22 protein-coding genes are annotated in these 19,300 nt (G+C 29.9%); 5 read left to right on the forward strand and 17 right to left on the reverse strand.

The genetic code is table 11. The features are described 5' to 3' along the window. Positions 1 to 32: 32 nt before the first annotated feature. From FYJ26_RS10825 to FYJ26_RS11060, 4 genes are all read right to left on the reverse strand, one after another. Positions 33 to 197: a hypothetical protein gene (locus FYJ26_RS10825; RefSeq protein ID WP_176269668.1), complete on the reverse strand. Its 165-nt coding sequence runs from the start codon at positions 195 to 197 to the stop codon at positions 33 to 35. Positions 198 to 295: 98 nt separating this feature from the next. After that, positions 296 to 763, reverse strand: a complete 468-nt coding sequence (locus FYJ26_RS11050; RefSeq protein ID WP_229771226.1) for a DinB/UmuC family translesion DNA polymerase — start codon at positions 761 to 763, stop codon at positions 296 to 298. Further along, positions 756 to 947 (reverse strand): hypothetical protein, encoded by a 192-nt coding sequence (locus FYJ26_RS11055; protein ID WP_229771227.1) that lies wholly within the window; start codon positions 945 to 947, stop codon positions 756 to 758. The genes FYJ26_RS11050 and FYJ26_RS11055 overlap by 8 nt, the downstream gene beginning before the upstream one ends. A gap of 127 nt (positions 948 to 1,074) precedes the next feature. Beyond that, positions 1,075 to 1,545 (reverse strand): DNA polymerase Y family protein, encoded by a 471-nt coding sequence (locus tag FYJ26_RS11060; RefSeq protein ID WP_229771228.1) that lies wholly within the window; start codon positions 1,543 to 1,545, stop codon positions 1,075 to 1,077. A gap of 153 nt (positions 1,546 to 1,698) precedes the next feature. On the opposite strand from FYJ26_RS11060, the gene FYJ26_RS07645 reads away from it, so the two are divergent. The 5 genes from FYJ26_RS07645 to FYJ26_RS07665 are packed head-to-tail and all read left to right on the forward strand — an operon-like array spanning position 1,699 to position 5,169. Beyond that, positions 1,699 to 2,100 (forward strand): helix-turn-helix domain-containing protein, encoded by a 402-nt coding sequence (locus tag FYJ26_RS07645; protein ID WP_154541211.1) that lies wholly within the window; start codon positions 1,699 to 1,701, stop codon positions 2,098 to 2,100. 3 nt (positions 2,101 to 2,103) lie between these two features. Beyond that, complete coding sequence (locus tag FYJ26_RS07650) at positions 2,104 to 2,652, forward strand: ImmA/IrrE family metallo-endopeptidase (RefSeq protein ID WP_154541213.1); 549 nt, start codon at positions 2,104 to 2,106, stop codon at positions 2,650 to 2,652. Beyond that, positions 2,618 to 3,196 carry a tRNA (mnm(5)s(2)U34)-methyltransferase gene (locus FYJ26_RS07655; RefSeq protein WP_229771229.1) on the forward strand — a complete coding sequence of 193 codons (579 nt, stop codon included), beginning with the start codon at positions 2,618 to 2,620 and terminating at the stop codon, positions 3,194 to 3,196. Before FYJ26_RS07650 ends, FYJ26_RS07655 begins: the two co-directional genes overlap by 35 nt. 41 nt (positions 3,197 to 3,237) lie before the next feature. Then, positions 3,238 to 4,560, forward strand: coding sequence for a S41 family peptidase (locus FYJ26_RS07660; RefSeq protein ID WP_154541217.1), 1,323 nt, complete (start codon positions 3,238 to 3,240; stop codon positions 4,558 to 4,560). A 54-nt stretch (positions 4,561 to 4,614) separates the two neighbouring features. Next, positions 4,615 to 5,169: a manganese efflux pump MntP gene (locus FYJ26_RS07665; RefSeq protein WP_154541219.1), complete on the forward strand. Its 555-nt coding sequence runs from the start codon at positions 4,615 to 4,617 to the stop codon at positions 5,167 to 5,169. 14 nt (positions 5,170 to 5,183) lie between these two features. Here the strand turns inward: FYJ26_RS07665 and FYJ26_RS07670 are convergent, their stop codons facing one another. The 13 genes from FYJ26_RS07670 to rpsG form a co-directional block, all read right to left on the reverse strand. Further along, entirely contained in the window at positions 5,184 to 5,936 is a 753-nt protein-coding gene (locus tag FYJ26_RS07670) for an iron ABC transporter ATP-binding protein (RefSeq protein WP_154541221.1), read from the reverse strand. Further along, positions 5,933 to 6,940 carry an iron chelate uptake ABC transporter family permease subunit gene (locus FYJ26_RS07675; protein WP_154541223.1) on the reverse strand — a complete coding sequence of 336 codons (1,008 nt, stop codon included), beginning with the start codon at positions 6,938 to 6,940 and terminating at the stop codon, positions 5,933 to 5,935. Before FYJ26_RS07675 ends, FYJ26_RS07670 begins: the two co-directional genes overlap by 4 nt. Next, positions 6,933 to 7,904, reverse strand: coding sequence for an ABC transporter permease (locus FYJ26_RS07680; protein ID WP_154541225.1), 972 nt, complete (start codon positions 7,902 to 7,904; stop codon positions 6,933 to 6,935). Before FYJ26_RS07680 ends, FYJ26_RS07675 begins: the two co-directional genes overlap by 8 nt. Before the next feature lie 3 nt (positions 7,905 to 7,907). Further along, the gene (locus FYJ26_RS07685) at positions 7,908 to 8,972 is read right to left on the reverse strand and encodes a siderophore ABC transporter substrate-binding protein (protein ID WP_154541227.1); all 1,065 of its coding nucleotides are present in this window, start codon (positions 8,970 to 8,972) and stop codon (positions 7,908 to 7,910) included. Positions 8,973 to 9,184: 212 nt separating this feature from the next. Next, positions 9,185 to 9,610: a MarR family winged helix-turn-helix transcriptional regulator gene (locus tag FYJ26_RS07690; RefSeq protein ID WP_154541229.1), complete on the reverse strand. Its 426-nt coding sequence runs from the start codon at positions 9,608 to 9,610 to the stop codon at positions 9,185 to 9,187. 83 nt (positions 9,611 to 9,693) lie between these two features. Beyond that, entirely contained in the window at positions 9,694 to 10,230 is a 537-nt protein-coding gene (locus tag FYJ26_RS07695; RefSeq protein WP_154541230.1) for a phosphoribosyltransferase family protein, read from the reverse strand. Positions 10,231 to 10,238: 8 nt separating this feature from the next. After that, positions 10,239 to 11,294: an NCS2 family permease gene (locus FYJ26_RS07700; RefSeq protein WP_154541231.1), complete on the reverse strand. Its 1,056-nt coding sequence runs from the start codon at positions 11,292 to 11,294 to the stop codon at positions 10,239 to 10,241. 107 nt (positions 11,295 to 11,401) lie between these two features. After that, on the reverse strand, positions 11,402 to 11,920 hold the full coding sequence (locus tag FYJ26_RS07705; protein ID WP_154541233.1) for a peptidylprolyl isomerase: 519 nt from the start codon (positions 11,918 to 11,920) through the stop codon (positions 11,402 to 11,404). Positions 11,921 to 11,928: 8 nt separating this feature from the next. Continuing rightward, positions 11,929 to 12,720 carry a hypothetical protein gene (locus tag FYJ26_RS07710; RefSeq protein WP_154541235.1) on the reverse strand — a complete coding sequence of 264 codons (792 nt, stop codon included), beginning with the start codon at positions 12,718 to 12,720 and terminating at the stop codon, positions 11,929 to 11,931. 68 nt (positions 12,721 to 12,788) lie between these two features. After that, entirely contained in the window at positions 12,789 to 15,293 is a 2,505-nt protein-coding gene (gene mprF, locus FYJ26_RS07715; RefSeq protein ID WP_154541237.1) for a bifunctional lysylphosphatidylglycerol flippase/synthetase MprF, read from the reverse strand. Between the two features lie 201 nt (positions 15,294 to 15,494). Further along, the gene (tuf, locus tag FYJ26_RS07720) at positions 15,495 to 16,691 is read right to left on the reverse strand and encodes an elongation factor Tu (protein ID WP_154541239.1); all 1,197 of its coding nucleotides are present in this window, start codon (positions 16,689 to 16,691) and stop codon (positions 15,495 to 15,497) included. Positions 16,692 to 16,709: 18 nt separating this feature from the next. Beyond that, positions 16,710 to 18,782 (reverse strand): elongation factor G, encoded by a 2,073-nt coding sequence (gene fusA / locus FYJ26_RS07725; RefSeq protein ID WP_154541241.1) that lies wholly within the window; start codon positions 18,780 to 18,782, stop codon positions 16,710 to 16,712. Positions 18,783 to 18,790: 8 nt separating this feature from the next. After that, on the reverse strand, positions 18,791 to 19,261 hold the full coding sequence (rpsG, locus tag FYJ26_RS07730) for a 30S ribosomal protein S7 (protein ID WP_176269672.1): 471 nt from the start codon (positions 19,259 to 19,261) through the stop codon (positions 18,791 to 18,793). Positions 19,262 to 19,300 lie beyond the last annotated feature (39 nt).

Consider the following 19,300-nt stretch of genomic DNA (forward strand, 5'->3'; position numbering starts at 1 on the left):
ATTCCTCCATAGTAAGCTTTTTTGCCTAAACTTTAGACAAGAAAAGGGAAGCCAAAAATTAGCTTCCCTAAAAACATCATAACATCCATATTTACATTTGGGCATAGGTATTCATTAGATAATTTTAGTCTTTCTTTTTTCTTATCTAATAATATTATATTTGTAAACTTTTTAAAAATATTATTTAAAAATACCATAAGTCCCCCCTATTTGAATGTAAAATTATCATATCATATTTTATTTTAAATTAAAAGATATTTTATAAATTTGATTTTCAGTAATCCTATATAGTGCTCTAAATCATTTTGCTATTTGGTAAAGTAACTATCTCCGTTTTATTCTTTGGAAACTTCTTATAATCTTTTAAAGAGGCAAAAGTTACAATATTTCTATCATATTTTTTTCTTATATCATAAATAGCCTTATCTATTCTTTCTTTTTTTATAATCTTCTTATAATCTGAAAATATATCTATTTGAGCAGGTATTCTTGCATCTATAAGATTAATAGCTCTAATTCCCAATGATCTTATAGGGTAAGACCACTTATACTTTTCCTTAAATAATTTAAGGCCTTCTTCAGAAAGAATTATAGATGACTGGGTCGGATTTTTAAAAGACTTTTGAAATTCATAAGAAATTAAATTACTATCCTTCATATAAATTTTAATTCCTTTAGCAGAAAGAGAAACTTCTCTTGGTCTTTTTGAAACATCTAAGGAAAGTATTTGAAAAACATTAAATGCTTCCTCATCACTAAACAAATCTTCTATAAAGAGTTGATGAGTTTCCTATTGTCTGTATAACTTTCTTACAGTTATAGTCTAAAACTGGCCTATTATCATTTGCATATTGCCAAAAATAAATTCCATTAATTCCTATAAGAGATTTTAAAATTTTAGGATCAGAATTTGCTAAATCTCCCAAAGTTTCTATTCCTATCCCCATTAATTTTTCTTTCTGTTGCTCCTCCTATCCCAATAATACGATATACAGCAAGTGGCCAAACTATAGACTTAAAATTATCCTTACTTATTACAGTATTACTTATTACAGTAGTTGAATCTGGTTTTTTTTAATCCGACCCAAGTTTTGCAAAAATCTTATTGAAACTTACTCCAACACTTACTGTTATACCTAATTCTTTTTTCACTCTTTTTCTTATATTATTTGCTATAGTCTCTCCACTTCCAAAAAGTTTATAACTCTCTGTCAAATCAAGCCAACATTCATCAAGCCCAAAGGCTTCAACCTTATTTGTATAAGAATAATATATTTTTCTTACTTTTCTAGAAAATTTAAGATATTTTTCATAATGAGGCGAGACTATTATTAAATTTGGACATTTAAGTTTAGCCTGCCAAATATCTTCTCCTGTCTTAACTCCTAGTAGTTTTGCCTCTTGGCTTTTGGCAAGAATTATCCCATGCCTATTTTTAGGATCTCCCGCAACTGCCATAGCCTTATTTTTAAGACTTGGATTAAGTTTTGCTTCTATTGAAGCATAACATGAATTTATATCTGAATGTAATATTGTTCTTATCATAACTTCTCCTTGATGTTAAAAGACTTTTACTGTATACTTAAGACAGTAAATGGCTTGATTAAAGTTTAGGACATTAAAAGTCTTTTATCAAGACTTTTATAAAATAATTAGACATTTATAGTCTGAGACTTTAATTTATTTTAAGGAGTGTATATGAGTTTTCCAAATAAATTAAAAAAATTACGTGAAGATAAAAAACTAACCCAAGAAGAACTATCAAAACTTGTTGGTGTTTCTCTTAAAACCATATCTAGGTATGAAAAAGGAGAATCAAAACCAAGATATAGAAAAATATATGATAAACTAGCTGAAGTCTTAGATACAAGCCATGACTATCTTGTAACTGATGAAGAAGATTTTATCCTAGATGCAAGAGATAAGTATGGCTATAAGGGTGCAATTGATGCAAAAAAGATGGTAGATGGGGTAATAGGACTTATGGCAGGTGGTGAAATCGATGAATCAGATAAAAAGGCTATCCTTGATTCTATACAAGAAGCTTACTATATAGCCAAAAGTAAAAATAAGAAATATGGTCAAAAAAAGACTAGGTGAGATATGTCATTTTACGATGAAATATTTAAAGATGTTAAAAATATAATAAAAAAATATGATACTAGAAATCCAAAAGAAATTTTAATACAAAGAGGGGTTACCATTTTAGCCTTTAAAGAAAATACAAAACTTTTAGGTATGTATAAGATAATAAAAAGAAATTCCTTTGTTTTTTATAATCCCTTTGTAGATAAGAGAATACAAAATATGGTATTTGCCCATGAACTAGGACATGATATCTATCATAGGACTTATGCCAAAGATTCTAATCTTATGGAATATGAACTTTTTGATATAAATTCTGAAATGGAGCTTTGTGCGAATATTTTTGCAGCTCATCTTCTTTTAGATGAAAATAAATTAATCGAAGATATTAAGCAAGGATATACCTATAACCAGCTTGCCTCACTTTATAATGTAAATGTAAATCTAATGATATTTAAATTAAATGAGATGCACAGAATGGGTATAAAAATTAAGAAAGAAGAAGCCGACTCTAGATTTTTTAAAAATATAAATGGTAAGGACATTAAAAACCATGACCTATACTGAAATAAATAACCCAGTAAAATTAGCTCATCTTATTATAAAAGAAAGAATAGATAAAAATATAAGGGCTTGTGATATGACAGCAGGAAATGGTAAAGATTCAGAATTTATACTCAAAAACCTTAATCCTAGAATGCTTTATTCTTTTGATATACAAAAAAAGGCAATGGAAAATACAAAAAATCTTATAGGTTCCTGTCCTAATTTTAAATTCATCCTAGATAGTCATGATAATATAGATAAGTATATATATGAAAAAATAGACCTTTTTATATTTAATCTTGGCTATTTGCCAAGAGGAGATAAGTCCATCACAACAAATTATAAGACTGTTATAAGAGCCTTAAAAAAATCTCTTAAACTTTTAAATCACAATGGACTTATTATAATTTGTGTTTATCCAGGTCATGAAAGTGGAAGACTTGAGGGAGAGTTTTTAGAAGAATTTATGGAAAATCTTGATCAAAAAATCTATCAAGTTATAAAATACGACTTTTTAAACCAAGTTAATAATCCACCATATTTAATAAGTCTTAGGAAATTATAAGATTAAAGTATATATTTGCTATAATGAAATAGAGGTGAATAATGAAAAAAAGATTACTTTTTATTTTTACTCTTATTTCAGCTCTTTTAATTTTTATATTCTTAAAAAAACTAAGTATAAATGACCCCAAGCAAATAGACTTACCCAGTCTTGAAGAAGGGGATAAAAGAGAATTAGATAAAAAAGAGTATATGGAGGATTTTGAATTTGTATATAATACATTAAAAGAATATTATCCTTACTTTGATATAAATAAAAAAATTTATAATATTGATTGGCTAGCTAACAAGAAAGAATATAAAGATTATATAGGAAAGTCAAAAAATGATATTGATTTTGGGCTTAGAATGAATAAAATTCTTTATGAATTAAATAACGACCATACCCAGCTTATAGACCAAAACCAAGCTCTAGATATGTACCTAACTTATTATAAAGTCCCAGAATATAATTGGAGACATGACATAAGCCATATATATGAAAAACAAAATGTAAGAAAAAGGTATAACTTAACTAATAAAAGAATAAATAACTATCTAAAATATAATGATTATAAGCAAACTTTTAAGGAAAATGAAATCTACAATCTAAAGGGAAATTCCTCAATCAAATCAACTTCAAATGACAATGTTAAGGTTCAAAATATTAATGAAGATATAGGCTATATAAAAATAAATAAGATGATAAATTATGACAAAGCCTATGAAGATCAAAAGCTTATTAAAAATTATTTAAAAACCTTAAAAAATAAAAGGGCCTTAATTCTTGATATAAGAGGAAACCGAGGAGGCGATTCAAATTACTGGCAAGAATTCTTGCTTCCACAAATTATAGATAAACCATATACAAGTAAGTATTATAATTTCATAAAACATGGAAAACTTAACAAGAAAGTTATAAGTCAGGAAAAATATCAAGAAGGAGTAAGTAGGCTCTTAAGTAAAACTGAATTTTCAAATGAAACAGAAGAAATCTTATCAAAATTTGATTATTATAAATACTATACTTCTAATATTAATCCAAGTGAAGATTCTATAAAATTTAGGGGAAATATTTATCTTCTAGTTGACTCTTCAGTTTATTCTTCAGCCGAAATGCTTGCATCATTTTGTAGTGAGACAAAGCTTGCAACACTTGTTGGTGAAAAAACTGGTGGAGATGGTATAGGTTCTGATCCTATGCAAATTGACCTACCTAATTCAGGCTATGTACTTAGATTTCCAAAGGAATTAGGTTTAACTGCTTCAGGTAAAATAAATGAAATTGAAAAAACAAATCCTAACATATTTATAGATTCTAATCCCTATGACAAGCTTTCAGAGCAAGCTATAATAGATAAGATAATAGAGCTTGAAAATCAATAATTTGCTTAAATTTTATTTTATAGTATAATTTTTGGGTTAGTAAAAGGAGTATATATGAGTCTATTTTCAATATTAGTATTGGCTTTCGGCCTTAGCATGGATGCTTTTGCTGCTAGTATATGTCAGGGTCTTCAAATTAAAGAAATTAAATTAAAAAACACCCTATCCATAGGTTTATGTTTTGGAATATTTCAAGCTTTTATGCCTGTATTAGGGTATTTACTTGCTTCAAGCTTTGCTAATTCTATAAGGGCAGTTGACCATTGGGTTGCTTTTGTTTTATTATTTATAATAGGTTTTCAAATGATAAGAGAATCAAGAGATCCAAGCTGTGAAATAAATAAGGGGCTTAGCCTCAAAGATTTAATTTCATTGGGTATTGCCACAAGTATAGATGCCATGGCTGTTGGTGTATCTTTTGTTTTTTTAGATGTAAATATAGTGAATGCAAGTCTAATAATAGGGATAACAACCTTTATCCTATCATCTTTTGCATTTAATATAGGAAGTAAATTAGGTACAAAAAGCAAGCAGATTTCAGAACTTATAGGTGGACTAATCTTGATGTTTTTAGGATTTAAGATATTAATAGAGCACTTGTTTTTATAATACAAGTGCTCTTTTTAATAGCATGCAACAGGTCCGTAAGGTCCTTTTATTATAGAAATATCCGTATCAAAAATTTTAGATAATTTATTATTACACATTATCTCTTCTGGTCTTCCAAATTCTTTAATCTTTCCTTCTTTCATACAACATATATAATCAGAATATTTAGCCGCAAAATTTATATCATGAATCACCATAACAATTGTCTTTTTAAAATCTTTGCTTATATTTTTTAGATGTTCTAACATCTCAACACTACGTCTTATATCAAGATTATTTAAAGGTTCATCTAAGAGTATATAATTTGTTTCTTGACTTAAAACCATTGCTACATACACCCTTTGCCTTTGACCTCCCGAAAGCTGATCTAGGTACCTGTCCTTTAGTTCAGATAAACCAAGATATAATATATATTTATCTACTATTTTTGCATCTTCTTCGTTAAGCCTACCCTTGCTATAGGGAAATCTTCCAAAAGATACCAATTGCTTTACAGTAAGTTTTGTTACAAAATGATTTTCTTGTCTCAAAATTGCAAGATTTTTAGATAGAATATTTGATGGTGTTCTTTTAATATCAAAATCATCTATAAAAATATCTCCCTTATCCATCTCTAAGAGCCTTCCTAGCATAAGTAAAAGAGTAGACTTACCTGCTCCATTAGGTCCTACTATAGATGTAAAAGAGCCTTTTGGAATTTCTAAATCTATAGGACCAATTTTGACCTTACTTGAATATTGTTTTTCTAAACTACTAATCTTTATCATAAGGATTCCTTTCTAAGTATAACAGATAAAAATAAAAGTCCTCCAAATAACTCTATTATTATAGTTACTACTCCTTGAGCTGAAAATACATGAAACATTAAGAAATATGATAAACTAAGGATTGAAAAAGCAAGAAGTATTGCCATAATAAATAAATACTTATGGTCAAAACTTTTACATATTTCATAGGTAATACTTGCTGATAGGAATCCAAAAAATGTCATTGGCCCTACAAGGGCAGTTGATACTGACATTAGTATGGATACTAAAATCAATATTAAGTTAGCAAGTCTTTTATAATTTAATCCAAGATTAACAGCTATATCTTTTCCTAGGCTTAAAACATTTAACTTATTTGCATATAAAAATAAGATAAGACTTGATATAAGCACTATAGGTATAGCTATCTTAAAATATGATGGGTCTGACTTTGAAACTGATGCAAAAAGCTTAGCTTGCAAGATATCGAATTCTGATGGAGATAATATTCTTCTCATGAAAGCAGAAAGTGATCTAAGTCCTGTTCCTATTACAACCCCAATCAAAAGCATATAGTGAATATTTGCATACTTACCATTTAACATAAATCCATAAAGAAGAAGGCAAAGAACCACCATTATAGCTATTTGTAGTACAAAAGATGATACATCTCTAAAAGCTAAAAATGCACTTACTCCAAAAAAGAACATCATAGCTGTATGTATAGTTGAATATACAGCTTCAAATCCTAAGAGTGATGGAGTTATAACCCTATTATTAGTTATAGACTGAAAACTAATAGTTGAAAGAGCTTGACAAACAGAAGCTATAGTAATAGCAATTATTGTATTCATCCTATTTTTAACAATAATCTTATACGAAGAAGAATCCATAGGTACTGGGTTATTATAATTTAACAATAAAAAGCTTAACAATATAGAAATTATTACCATAAAAGTTAATATAAGCATATAATTTTTAAAATCTTTTTTACTTTTAAAAGAACTTCTTATAATATTATACATTTTTCCTCCTTTTATATAAGATTAAAACAATAAATACAAATGAGCCAAATGTTCCCAAAATCAAAGAAACCGGAACTTCAAAAGGCATAATAATAGTCCTAGAAATGATATCTGCTAGACATATTGTTATCATTCCAATTAAAGCAACCCACCAAAGGTTAGTTTTTAAATCATCACCCCTAAAGGTTGATACAAGATTTGGCACTACTAGCCCTAAAAATGGAAGATTTCCAATAACTGATGAAACTATACCCACACATAAAGAAACCAAGCTTGTTCCAATAAGTAAAAGCAGCTCATAGTTAAGACCTAAGTTTTTTGAAATATCTTCTCCCAGTCCTATTATAGTAAGTCTGTCAGCTAGAATAAAGATAAGTATTGAAACTAAAATTATTAAATATAAGTATTCATATCTTCCTCTTTCTACTGACGAGAAAGAGCCTTGAAACCAAATTTCAAGTGACTGACTCATCTTAAATACTAGGGATAAAAAAGTGGAAATACTTGATACTACCGCACCAAGCATTATCCCAATTATAGGTACAATGAGAGATGATTTTAGTTTGATTTTTCTTAAAAATAAGAAAAATACCATGGAACCAAAAAAAGAAAAGATAATAGCAAAGCTCATTCTCATTGTTAAAGAAGGTGCCTTAAAGATTAGAAAAGATACTATTATACCAAGACCTGCCCACTCAATAGTTCCAGTAGTTGTAGGTTCTACAAACTTATTTTGAGTCAAAAGCTGCATTACTATTCCTGACATACTCATAGCAAGACCAGTAAGCATAAGGGATATAGTTCTAGGTATTCTAGTAATAAATATCATCCTAAGTCCATCTTCATTTCCACTTATATCATATGCTCCAGTAAATACTGACAATATGCCTAAGGCAATTGTCAGTATTATAGTTAGTATAAAAGGCTGAGTCAAAATTTTATTCTTCTTAACTCTAATTTTCATAAATTACTTAAAACTTTCTGCAAGTGATTCAAAAATTTTAGTAAAGGTTTGAATTGACTCATTTAAATATGTGTCATTTGGTGCATATACAATCTTTTTATTTTTAACAGCATTAGTGTTGGCTAGTGCCTCAGATTCTTCTATAACATCCTTAGCAGGTTTATTTTCTTTATCTGCCATTGACGCATCCCTATCTAAAACTAAAAGATAATCTGGATTAGATTCTGCTATAGCCTCAACTGAAACATCATCTCCCTTATGATCTGATGATGAATCTTTCACTTCTAAAGCAGGTTTAAAGTTAAAGATATCATAAAGTGGTCCCCATACTCTTCCTGAATGAGGAGCAGCAAATCCTATCTCCCCTCCACTTACAACAAGACTCATTACAGATTGATCCTTATAATTATCTTTAACATCTTTAATAGACTTATCTAATTTCTTAATTAATTCATTGGCTTCATCTTCTTTTCCAAATATTTTTCCCAAACCTTCTGTGGATTCTTTTAAGCCATTTATTAAATTTTCTCCAGAATTTCCTTCTTTTGCTGATACATCATAAGAATAGTCTATAATTGTTGCTTCTGGAAGTAATTCCTTTATTTGATCATAGTATTGAGCAAATCTTTGACCGACTATTACTAAATCAGGTTTTACAGCAGCTAGTACCTCAAGGTTAGGTTCTCTATGGTTTCCAATGTTTTCTACCTTATCATCCTTAACATAGGAACTATCAGATTTCATAACATCCTTTGGTACAGCCTTTAGTTCAACCGACCAAGATTCAAGTGTCTCAAAAGTTCTATTATCTAAAGAAACTACTGATTTTGGATTTTTCTTAACTTCTACTTCTCCATGAATATCCTTAATTTTTACAGTATCATTTTCTTTATCTTTATTTGAATTATCATTTGAAATTACATTAGATTCTTTTACATTATCACTTGATTTTTCATTGCTTACTAAATCAGTATTTTTATTACTTGCTACATCTGCACCCTGACCTTGTCCACAAGCAGTTAATACAAAGGCAAGTATTGATATTGCTATAATATTTTTTATTTTCATATTCTACCATCCTATTATTATTTTTAATATTATCACGCGCGATCAATATTGAAAGTAATTATCATTACAAATAAGATTTTAACATATGATTTAAAATAAAACAAGTTAAAATATTAAAATTATTCTAATATTAATATTATTTTAATATTTACTTTATTTTTTAATCCTAAATATTTATATAATATTATGATTTAAAAAACTTGCTGTTTTATTTATAGCAAGTTTTTTAAATTATCTATCTTTTTTAACAATTTTACAAAGTCTTTCATTTCATTAGAGTTTAAATTATTGAAAGAATCTTCTATAATCTTTTGGTTTCTTGGAAAAATTTCATTAATTAATTCATATCCTTTTTTTGTCAACGAAAGAATCTCTCTTCTCTTATCTTTCTTATCCTTGTATGAAAAGATATAGTCTTTTTTCTTTAAATTTCTAACAATAATTGGCATAGTGCCAGATGTAGATAAAATCTTCTTTTTAACTTCTCCAATACACATATCACCTTTGCTATAAAGAGCTTCCATAACCGCAAACTGAGGAAGACTTAAGTCATATTCTCTCATAAGCTTACTAGATCTTTTATCTATTGAGTTTTTTAATCTGGAAATTCCAATAAAGGCTCTTAATTCATAATTCATAATATCTCCTATAATATATATTATATCTAGTTAGATGTAATTTTGAAATTAAAAACTTCCAAGAAAATCTTGGAAGTCTCTTACTATACATAAAATAGAGGTAATTTTTCTAAATATACAATATCATCTCTTTTGCTAGCATCACCTTCAGCAAGTATTGAAAGCTTTTTGACTATCTTACCTCCTGCCTTTGTAACTAAATTAGACAAAGCCTCAAGTGACTTACCTGTTGATATTACATCATCAACTAAAGCCACCCTTTTTCCTTTGATTTTATCTAAATCTTCTTTATCTAGGTATAATTTCTGAATATTCTTAGTAGTTATAGAATCTACATCAACGTCTATAGTTTCATTCATGTAAGCTTTTTTAGATTTTCTAGCTACAATAAAATCTTTCATTCCAAGATTTTTTGCTATTTCATGAGCAAGAGTTATACCCTTAGCCTCGGCTGTAACAATAATATCACACGAAAGATTCTTACTCAATTCATAAGCCGCCTTAGTAGCAAGCTCACAATCTCCAAGAAGCACGAAAGATGCTATCTTAAGATTATCAGATATTTGAATTATAGGTAGTCTTCTTTTAAGTCCACACACTTCTAAGTTATAATATTCCATCTTATCTCCTATAAAATTATAAATTTAAGAATAGTTCCTGCCAACAGTCCCATAAAAGGATCACTCGCAGCTGTGGTTGCCATTGCAATACCTGCTACAAGTATTGTATCACCACCTGCTGCAAAAGCAAGATTTGCATTTGTTGGTACGGTCACTAATGCTCCTAAAACAAACAAAAAACCATGAATAGACTCACCTGGAACATACTTTCCAAGTTTTGGTAAAAGTCCCATAAACATAATTACACCTAAAATCACCATCATCAAAACACCACTATTTACAGGATTATCACTTGCGCCTGTTGCAGAAATTATTGCCTCTACTGGTGCACCACCAAAAAGTGATGATACAGAATCTGCAAGACCTGAATAAATTGTTAAATGATCAATATTTGCTTGAAAGCTTCCTAGAGATGCAGTTATATTTCCAAAGGCAATATTAGCTCCTATTGTAAGACATGCCAATGATAAGGCACCCCTTAAAATATCTTTGTTCATTATAGGTTTTTTTATGGATAATTTTCTCTCTTCTTTTTTTAAATTTTTACCTATTTCCATTTTCTTTACATTTGCATAAATAGATGAAATTGTTACTGATACTATAATTGTATAAACCAAATCCCTATTTGAAATAAAATAAGTAAATAAGGCTGTTAATATTGATATTAAACTTACCATCTTAGTTTCAAGCTTAAGCCCATCTACAGCAATTTTTGCAAGTATAAGTCCAACCCCTGCCATCATACCGTTAAGTACATATTCACCTGCAAGATTTACAATAAAATTTAAACTTCCTGTGATACCTAAAATGGACATTATAATTCCTGCCCAAAATACAACAGAAAGCCTTTCTCTTATATCCTTTCCATAAGAGCCTGCCAAGGCAATAGTCTCAGCCTGCATGGATATAGGTATAGGAGATTGTAATAAAAGACAAGCAATTACTCCAATTGCAAATCCAAGAGATGTAGGAAATGCAGCAAAACCAACAGATAGGCCCAAGAGTGCTTGTGGTATACCATTTATCACAACACCTATAGCAGCCAATAAATCATTAAATGTCATAATTCCTCCAATAATTTTAAATTGTCAACGAATTTATTATACCTTATTATTTTAAATTTCTATAAAAAAAAGAGACTTTTACAATTTTTTTGTAAAAGTCTCTTGCCTTATATTTTTTCTACTTCTTTATAATCATAATCCTTGGTATCAACTGTGATTTTTTTTATTTTTACATCTTCAAGAGGTTTATCATTCATATCTGTCTTAACTTCTGCTATTTGATCTATTACTTCAATACCTTGAATAACTTTTCCAAAGGTAGCATATTCACCATCTAAGTGAGGAGATTTTTTATGCATTATAAAAAATTGGCTTCCAGCAGAATCTGGCATGAAAGATCTTGCCATCGATAAAACTCCTTTATCATGTTTTAGATTATTCTCATATCCATTGTGGGAGAATTCCCCCTTAATTGAATAACCAGGTCCTCCCATACCACTTCCCTCAGGATCTCCACCTTGAATCATAAAATCCTTTATCACTCTGTGAAAAATAAGACCATCATAGAAACCAGATTTTACTAAAGAAATAAAATTATTAACTGTATTTTCTGCAACTTCTGGAAAAAGTTCTGCACTAAAGCTTTTACCATCTTCCATTTCAAATTTTACTATTGGATTTTCCATATATCCCCCTATTTTTTATTCTTAGTTCTTTCTTTTCTATCTAAGTCAATATCCCTCTTATCACTTGACATAGTAGATCTAGAAACATGGATGCTTGACATATCAAAAGAGTCATCAAAATCCATCATTTTATCATTATACTCTTTTTTCTTTCTTTTTTGTTCTAGATATTCTTCTATCTTTGAAATATCAAATCCCTTAACTAAATTATTGATATCAATTTTCTTTTCATAGGAATAATTATTTTTAACTTTTATATTTTCTTTTTTTGTATTTATCTTTATATAAATGGAATCATCTATGTATTTTAGATTATATCCATTATTTTTCTTGATTTTTTCAAACTTATTTGTAAATAGCTTTATTAGATCATTAGGATAGTTTCCATCTCTTATTATCTCTAATTCAGATTTTATTTTCTTTAAGATTTTTTTACTATTTTCTTTATATTCATTACTTAGATCCTTCTCTAAATATTTATTTAAGTTTTTAAAATCATCCTCATCTATATCATCATAATCAAAATGGCTTATAGCATAAGCATCAATTGCGTTTTTGGAATTTTGATCAAGCTCAACCCAATCACTCGGCTTGTCATTATTTATTATCCATGAATACTTAGTGTCTATTTCTATACTCTCACCTTCAAGCTCTTTTGAAATCCTAAGTCCACTATATTCTCCTGACTTATAATCAATAAGTAAGTCTACAGATGTCTTCTTATCCTTAAATATAGTACTAATTTGATTTTTATCGGTAATTTCTTTTATTTTGTTTTTTACTTCTAAAACCTTGTTCATAAATCCCCCTTTATATTTGCTTTTTAATAAATCTACCCTTAATGAGAGTTTAATTTGTAAAATTAATTTTACTTTCTATTTGAAGCATACATTAAAGAAAGAGCTGAAAAGAAAAGTGAAGAGCCTCTTGAATATGAAAGATATCTCTCATCCCATTTTGTAGCATACTTATCTTTATATGATTTTAACCCCTCAAAGGAATAAAAAAAGTCACCAAATTTAAATATCAAATAAACGAGTTTTTCTTGTAAAAAAGAATGTCTCATAACACCAACATTGTATAAGGGTGCCATTCCTAAGTCAAAGTATTCTATATCATTTTGCTTACAATAGTTAAAAATATTTATAAATAAAAAGTCCATAAGCCCATCAGGATTTGCATCCTTCTTATAGCGCATTAAATCAACAGTCATCCAATTTTCAATATTTCCATAAGGAAGATTAGCAAACGCTATAATGTTTCTATCTCTATCATAAACTACGGCTATATCTGATTCATTAAGGTAAGTTCTATCAAAAAAGCCTAAAGAAAATCCCTTTTCTTTTTTACCATCAAGCCATGAATCTGAAATCTTCTTTAGTTGTTGAAGGAATTTTCCCTTATGTGGCTTTTCATAGATTTCAAATACATACCCTTCTCTATTTAGCTTATTTATAGACTTCCTTAAATTCTTGTTCTTCTTGCCATCTAAATTAAAGCTACTTAGATCAACTCTAGCACATTCACCAAATTTCATAAAATTAAATCCATATTCATGAAGCTTTAAAGTGATTTCTTTACTTACCTCATAAAAGACGATATTATAGCCATAATCATCTGCTTCATTAATAAAGGAATCTAATAGGTTAAAAAAGAAAGTTTTATCCCCAATGGGATCTCCCATTACTATTAATTTGTCTGAAACTCTCCTAAATTGAAGGCATGCTAAGTCTTCATCATCTTTCTTGTACCAATATAGATATTTATCATTTAAGAAGGCTAAAAAGGCTTCTTTTGATCCACCTTTATTTTCACAAAGACTTACAAATCTATCTCTATCAAAGTCCTCACCTATAATAATTTTTTTACCTTGAAGATATTTTATTATAATAAACACAACAAAATAAATTAATGAGATACTTACTACTATAGAAATAAAATTATACTCAAAAGGTACTACCACAAAGTCACTATTTTTAGCTATGTAAGCATCAATTATGGAGCCTGACTTTAGTATGCCTCCAACATAGATTATAAGCATAGTATTGGTTAGGATAAAATCAACAAGTCTATCTTCATTTGCATAGAGGAATTGTTTTGTATACATACCTTTTCTTGTAAATATCCAAATAATAAGCATTAATAATATATAGACCATAGTAGATATGCTATAGCCTGTAAGATAGGTATAGATTAGGACTAAGGATAATACTATAGGATTTAGAATATTTGATTTTTTTTGCCTTGATATATAGGCCCTTGCCATAATTATAAAAATAAAACCAAATAGAATTGATGGAAACTGGTAAATTGCAGATGCTTTTATAGGATTTAATCTTGCAATAATTCCTGACCCATAGGCCTTACTTGGAAGAGTTGCAGCAAGAATCATAAAAAGACCAAACACATACATCAAAACCGAATTTACTATAATAAGGATATTTCTTGTAAGTCGTCTTATAAATTTTTCATCTTTTATATTAAATACTTTACTTAAATTTTTAATAAAAAATCCAGATGCTATTAAAAATGGAAGTAGGTAATAAAATATCCTATAAAGTAGAATCCATGTGAAAGCCAGCTCCTCATCTATTCCTTGACTTGATAATGCTAGAAGAATTACCAAATCAAATGACCCAATAGAACCTGGAATCATAGAAATATATCCAATAATATTTGCAATTACTACAAGTATAGCAAGTTTAAATATATTAAATTTAACCCCCATTAAAAGTCCTATAACTACAAAGGAACTCATTACACCAAACCATTCAGAAATCGAGATCAAAAATAGACTAATTTGACTTGACTTACTAAATTCAATCTTTTTTAAAATTGAAAGACCCAGTACAAATAGTAAGTATAAACTTGCTCCTATAAGAAGAATATAATAATTTTCTAATTTTTCATTAGGATGAAAATGTAAAGAAATTAAAGACAAAAGTGAGAAAAACCCCAATCCAGTAGGAAGAAAGACTAAAAGCTTCATAATTTTTCCAATCATTTCAGATGAATTTCTTCCCTTGCCATAGTAGGTCTTTCTTAAACCTATTGAAATGAGCCCTCCAAGACCTAGTACATCATTAAAATTATTAATTGTAAAAGCAGTTTCTCCTATATATCTTTTATCTAAATCACTATTTATCTCCTTATTAAAAACAAAGTCATATAAAACTTGGGGAAGGTTGGCACAAATACCGTAAATTGCCATAAAAATTAGTGATATGAAGGACTGTTTTCTAAAAATATTATTTACTTCATCAAAACTTAATTCCTTAGAGATTTTTCTAAATTCTAAAACTATTAGTATTAGCACAGATATAAAAAATATATTTTTAAATACCTTTTTTAATGTCTTAAATTTTTCATTCATAATTACTCCTTAATACCTAAAATTTTAGAATATACTTTTAATATTCTTTAGAAATTTATTTACATATATTATAAATATCATTTTTTTATAAATTTATTTAGGTATTTACTATTTTATCATTATTAACTTATTTAAATTTATGTACTTTAAAAAATCCCAGGCTAAGGCCTGGGATAAATCAAAATATTAATTCTTATTTAATTAAGCTATAACTTTTGTTACAACTCCTGAAGCAACTGTTCTTCCACCTTCTCTTACTGCGAATCTTAGTCCTTCTTCAAGAGCTATTGGTTTTTGTAATGTGATTTTGAATGTTGCATTATCTCCTGGCATTACCATTTCTGTTCCTTCTTCTAATTGGATGTCTCCTGTTACGTCTGTTGTTCTAAAGAAGAATTGTGGTCTATAGCCTGAGAAGAATGGTGTATGACGTCCACCTTCTTCTTTGGTTAGTACGTATACTTGGCCTTCAAATTCTGTGTGTGGGTGTACTGAACCTGGTGCTGCTATTACTTGCCCTCTTTGGATTTCGTTTCTTTGAACTCCTCTTAGTAGTAACGCACAGTTATCTCCTGATTCTGTTACTTCTAGTGATTTGTGGAACATTTCTATTCCTGTTACTACTACTTCTCTTGTTTTGTCAGTTAATCCTACAATTTCTACTGTTGAGCCTAGTTTTAGGGTTCCTCTTTCTACTCTTCCTGTTGCTACTGTTCCACGTCCTGAGATTGTCATTACGTCTTCTACTGGCATTAGGAATGGTTGGTCATTGTCTCTTTCTGGTATGTCAAAGTATTCATCTACTTGTTCCATTAAGTTTAGGATTTTATCTGACCATGGTCCTTCTCCACCTTCTTGGATTGCTTTTAATGCTGATCCTACTACTACTGGTGCTCCATCTCCGTCGAAGTCGTATTCGTTTAGTAAATCTCTTACTTCCATTTCTACTAGTTCGATTAATTCTGGATCATCTACTTGGTCTTCTTTGTTTAAGAATACTGCGATTTTTGGTACTCCAACTTGTCTTGCTAGTAGAATGTGTTCTCTTGTTTGTGGCATTGGACCGTCTGCTGCTGATACTACTATGATTGCTCCGTCCATTTGGGCTGCTCCTGTTATCATGTTTTTAACGTAGTCAGCGTGGCCTGGTGCGTCAATGTGTGCATAGTGTCTGTTTGGTGTTTCATATTCTACTACAGATGTGTTGATTGTGATTCCTCTTTCTCTCTCTTCTGGAGCTTTATCGATTTTATCATAATCAATTGATTCACCTGTTCCGTATTTTTTATTTAATACTAATGTGATTGCTGCTGTTGTTGTTGTTTTACCATGGTCAACGTGTCCTATTGTACCAATATTAATATGTGGTTTACTTCTTTCAAATGTTTCTTTACTCATTTCATCCTCCTGTTTGTTTTATTTATTTAATACTTCTTCTTTTACACTTTCAGGTACTTGTGCATAGTGGTCAAATGTCATTGAATATGTTGCCCTACCTTGAGTTTTACTTCTTAAGTCTGTTGCATATCCAAACATTTCTGAAAGTGGAATGAATGCATTTAGCACATGGATTCCATCTTTAGGATTCATTCCATCAATCTTACCTCTTCTTGATGAAACATCTCCCATTACATCTCCTAGGTATTCATCAGGTGTTGTAATTTCTACTTTTTCCATTGGTTCAAGTAATATTGGTTTAGCCTTAGCTACTGCATTTTTAAGAGCCATAGAACCTGCTACGTGGAAAGCTACTTCTGATGAGTCTACTTCGTGGTATGAACCATCAAATACTTCTACATGCATATCAACCATTGGATATCCACCAAGTATACCTTGAGTAGCTGCTTCCCTAACACCTTCTTCAACTGGTTTAATATATTCTTTAGGAATTGCTCCTCCAACAATTTTGGATTCAAATGTAATTCCTGAGCCTTCTTCGCCAGGCATAATTCTAAGAACAACGTCACCATATTGACCAGAACCACCAGATTGTCTTACAAATTTACCTTGTGCTTCTGCAGGAGCTGTTATAGATTCTCTATATGCTACTTGTGGATTACCTATATTTGCTTCTACTTTAAATTCACGAAGCAGTCTATCTACGATAATTTCAAGGTGTAATTCTCCCATTCCTGAAATTATTGTTTGTCCTGTTTCTTCATCTGTCTTAGTAACAAATGTTGGATCTTCTTCAGCAAGTTTTTGAAGTCCTAAAGCCATCTTATCTTGTGAAGCTCTTGTTTTTGGTTCAATGGCTACCGAGATAACTGGGTCTGGAAATTCCATATTTTCAAGAATGATTGGATCATCTTGAACACATAAAGAATCTCCTGTTGTTGTATTTTTAAGTCCTAGAAGAGCTACAATATCTCCACAATAACCTGTTTCGATTTCCTCTTGTTTGTTAGAGTGCATTTGTAGTATTCTTCCAACTCTTTCTCTTTTACCCTTTGTTGCATTATAGATGTATGAACCTGATTCTATAACTCCTGAATAGATTCTTACATAAATTAACTTACCTACATATGGATCAGTTACTACTTTAAATGCTAAAGCAGAAAGAGGCTCTTCATCTCCAGGGTGTCTTTCAATAACTTTTTCTTCATCTTTTGGATCTGTACCTTGGACATCTGGAATATCAAGTGGACTTGGCATGTAATCAACTATTGCATCAAGTAGTGCTTGAACACCCTTATTTTTGTATGCGGATCCACATAGACATGGGAATATTTTCTTTTCGATTGTTCCCTTTCTTATAGCAGCTTTCATTTCATCTTCAGTTACTTCTTCACCTTCTAGATATTTCATCATGATTGTATCATCAATTTCTGACAATTCTTCTAAAAGATTAGATCTGTACTCTTCTGCTTTTTCTTTCAAATTATCTGGGATTTCGCCTTTGATTGGGTGTGCTCCTAAATCTTCTGTATTGTATGTTACAGATTCCATTGTTACTAGGTCAACTACACCTTCAAATTCAGATTCTGCTCCTATAGGTATTTCTATAGGTACAGCATTTGCTTTTAACTTTTCTTTGATAGTATCTACAGACATGAAAAAGTCAGCACCTGTGGCATCCATCTTATTTATAAAACAAAATCTTGGAATATCATATTTATCAGCTTGTCTCCAAACTGTTTCTGATTGTGGTTCTACACCACTTTTGGCATCAAATAAGGCAACAGCACCATCTAGTACCCTTAGAGATCTTTCAACCTCTACAGTAAAGTCAACGTGACCTGGTGTATCTATGATGTTAATTCTGTGATTATTCCAGTAACATGTTGTAGCAGCAGATCCTATTGTGATTCCTCTTTCCTTTTCTTGCTCCATGGAATCCATTACTGCTGTACCATCGTGAGTATCACCTATTTTATATATCTTACCAGTATAAAATAACATTCTTTCTGTTACTGTTGTTTTACCAGCATCGATATGAGCCATGATACCTATATTTCTGGTTTCTTTTAATGAGACATCTCTTGCCATCGATCCCCCTAATATCTATAGTGTGCGAAAGCTTTATTAGCTTCTGCAGCTCTGTGCATTTCTTCTTTACGTTTAACACTTGCACCAGCATTATTTGATGCGTCTAAGATTTCTTTAGATAATCTTTCAACCATAGTTTTTTCACCACGAGCTCTTGAGAAATTAACTAACCATCTTAAGCCTAAAGTTTGTCTTCTTTCTGGTCTAACTTCCATAGGAACTTGATAGTTTGCACCACCAATTCTTCTTGCTTTAACTTCAAGTGTTGGCATAACATTCTCTAAAGCTTGGTAGAATACTTCTAATGGATCATTTCCAGAAGTTTCTCCAACTATATCGAAAGCATCGTAAACTATTTTTGTAGCAACACCTTTTTTACCGTCAAGCATAACGTTGTTGATAAGTTTTGTTACAACTCTATCGTTATACTTAGCATCTGGCATTACCTCTCTTTTTGGTATATGTCCTTTTCTTGACACTTTGCTTCCCTCCTTTACCAATTTAGTAATATCTTTAGT

The organism is Anaerococcus porci, from assembly GCF_009696575.1.
Taxonomy (GTDB): domain Bacteria; phylum Bacillota; class Clostridia; order Tissierellales; family Peptoniphilaceae; genus Anaerococcus; species Anaerococcus porci.

Excerpts from the sequence above, each read along its gene's own strand:
- FYJ26_RS10825 (WP_176269668.1), bottom strand. The coding sequence starts at position 197 with ATGGTATTTTTAAATAATATTTTTAAAAAGTTTACAAATATAATATTA.
- FYJ26_RS11055 (WP_229771227.1), bottom strand. The coding sequence starts at position 947 with ATGGGGATAGGAATAGAAACTTTGGGAGATTTAGCAAATTCTGATCCT.
- FYJ26_RS11060 (WP_229771228.1), bottom strand. The coding sequence starts at position 1,545 with ATGATAAGAACAATATTACATTCAGATATAAATTCATGTTATGCTTCA.
- FYJ26_RS07645 (WP_154541211.1), top strand. The coding sequence starts at position 1,699 with ATGAGTTTTCCAAATAAATTAAAAAAATTACGTGAAGATAAAAAACTA.
- FYJ26_RS07650 (WP_154541213.1), top strand. The coding sequence starts at position 2,104 with ATGTCATTTTACGATGAAATATTTAAAGATGTTAAAAATATAATAAAA.
- FYJ26_RS07655 (WP_229771229.1), top strand. The coding sequence starts at position 2,618 with ATGGTAAGGACATTAAAAACCATGACCTATACTGAAATAAATAACCCA.
- FYJ26_RS07660 (WP_154541217.1), top strand. The coding sequence starts at position 3,238 with ATGAAAAAAAGATTACTTTTTATTTTTACTCTTATTTCAGCTCTTTTA.
- FYJ26_RS07665 (WP_154541219.1), top strand. The coding sequence starts at position 4,615 with ATGAGTCTATTTTCAATATTAGTATTGGCTTTCGGCCTTAGCATGGAT.
- FYJ26_RS07670 (WP_154541221.1), bottom strand. The coding sequence starts at position 5,936 with ATGATAAAGATTAGTAGTTTAGAAAAACAATATTCAAGTAAGGTCAAA.
- FYJ26_RS07675 (WP_154541223.1), bottom strand. The coding sequence starts at position 6,940 with ATGTATAATATTATAAGAAGTTCTTTTAAAAGTAAAAAAGATTTTAAA.
- FYJ26_RS07680 (WP_154541225.1), bottom strand. The coding sequence starts at position 7,904 with ATGAAAATTAGAGTTAAGAAGAATAAAATTTTGACTCAGCCTTTTATA.
- FYJ26_RS07685 (WP_154541227.1), bottom strand. The coding sequence starts at position 8,972 with ATGAAAATAAAAAATATTATAGCAATATCAATACTTGCCTTTGTATTA.
- FYJ26_RS07690 (WP_154541229.1), bottom strand. The coding sequence starts at position 9,610 with ATGAATTATGAATTAAGAGCCTTTATTGGAATTTCCAGATTAAAAAAC.
- FYJ26_RS07695 (WP_154541230.1), bottom strand. The coding sequence starts at position 10,230 with ATGGAATATTATAACTTAGAAGTGTGTGGACTTAAAAGAAGACTACCT.
- FYJ26_RS07700 (WP_154541231.1), bottom strand. The coding sequence starts at position 11,294 with ATGACATTTAATGATTTATTGGCTGCTATAGGTGTTGTGATAAATGGT.
- FYJ26_RS07705 (WP_154541233.1), bottom strand. The coding sequence starts at position 11,920 with ATGGAAAATCCAATAGTAAAATTTGAAATGGAAGATGGTAAAAGCTTT.
- FYJ26_RS07710 (WP_154541235.1), bottom strand. The coding sequence starts at position 12,720 with ATGAACAAGGTTTTAGAAGTAAAAAACAAAATAAAAGAAATTACCGAT.
- mprF (WP_154541237.1), bottom strand. The coding sequence starts at position 15,293 with ATGAATGAAAAATTTAAGACATTAAAAAAGGTATTTAAAAATATATTT.
- tuf (WP_154541239.1), bottom strand. The coding sequence starts at position 16,691 with ATGAGTAAAGAAACATTTGAAAGAAGTAAACCACATATTAATATTGGT.
- fusA (WP_154541241.1), bottom strand. The coding sequence starts at position 18,782 with ATGGCAAGAGATGTCTCATTAAAAGAAACCAGAAATATAGGTATCATG.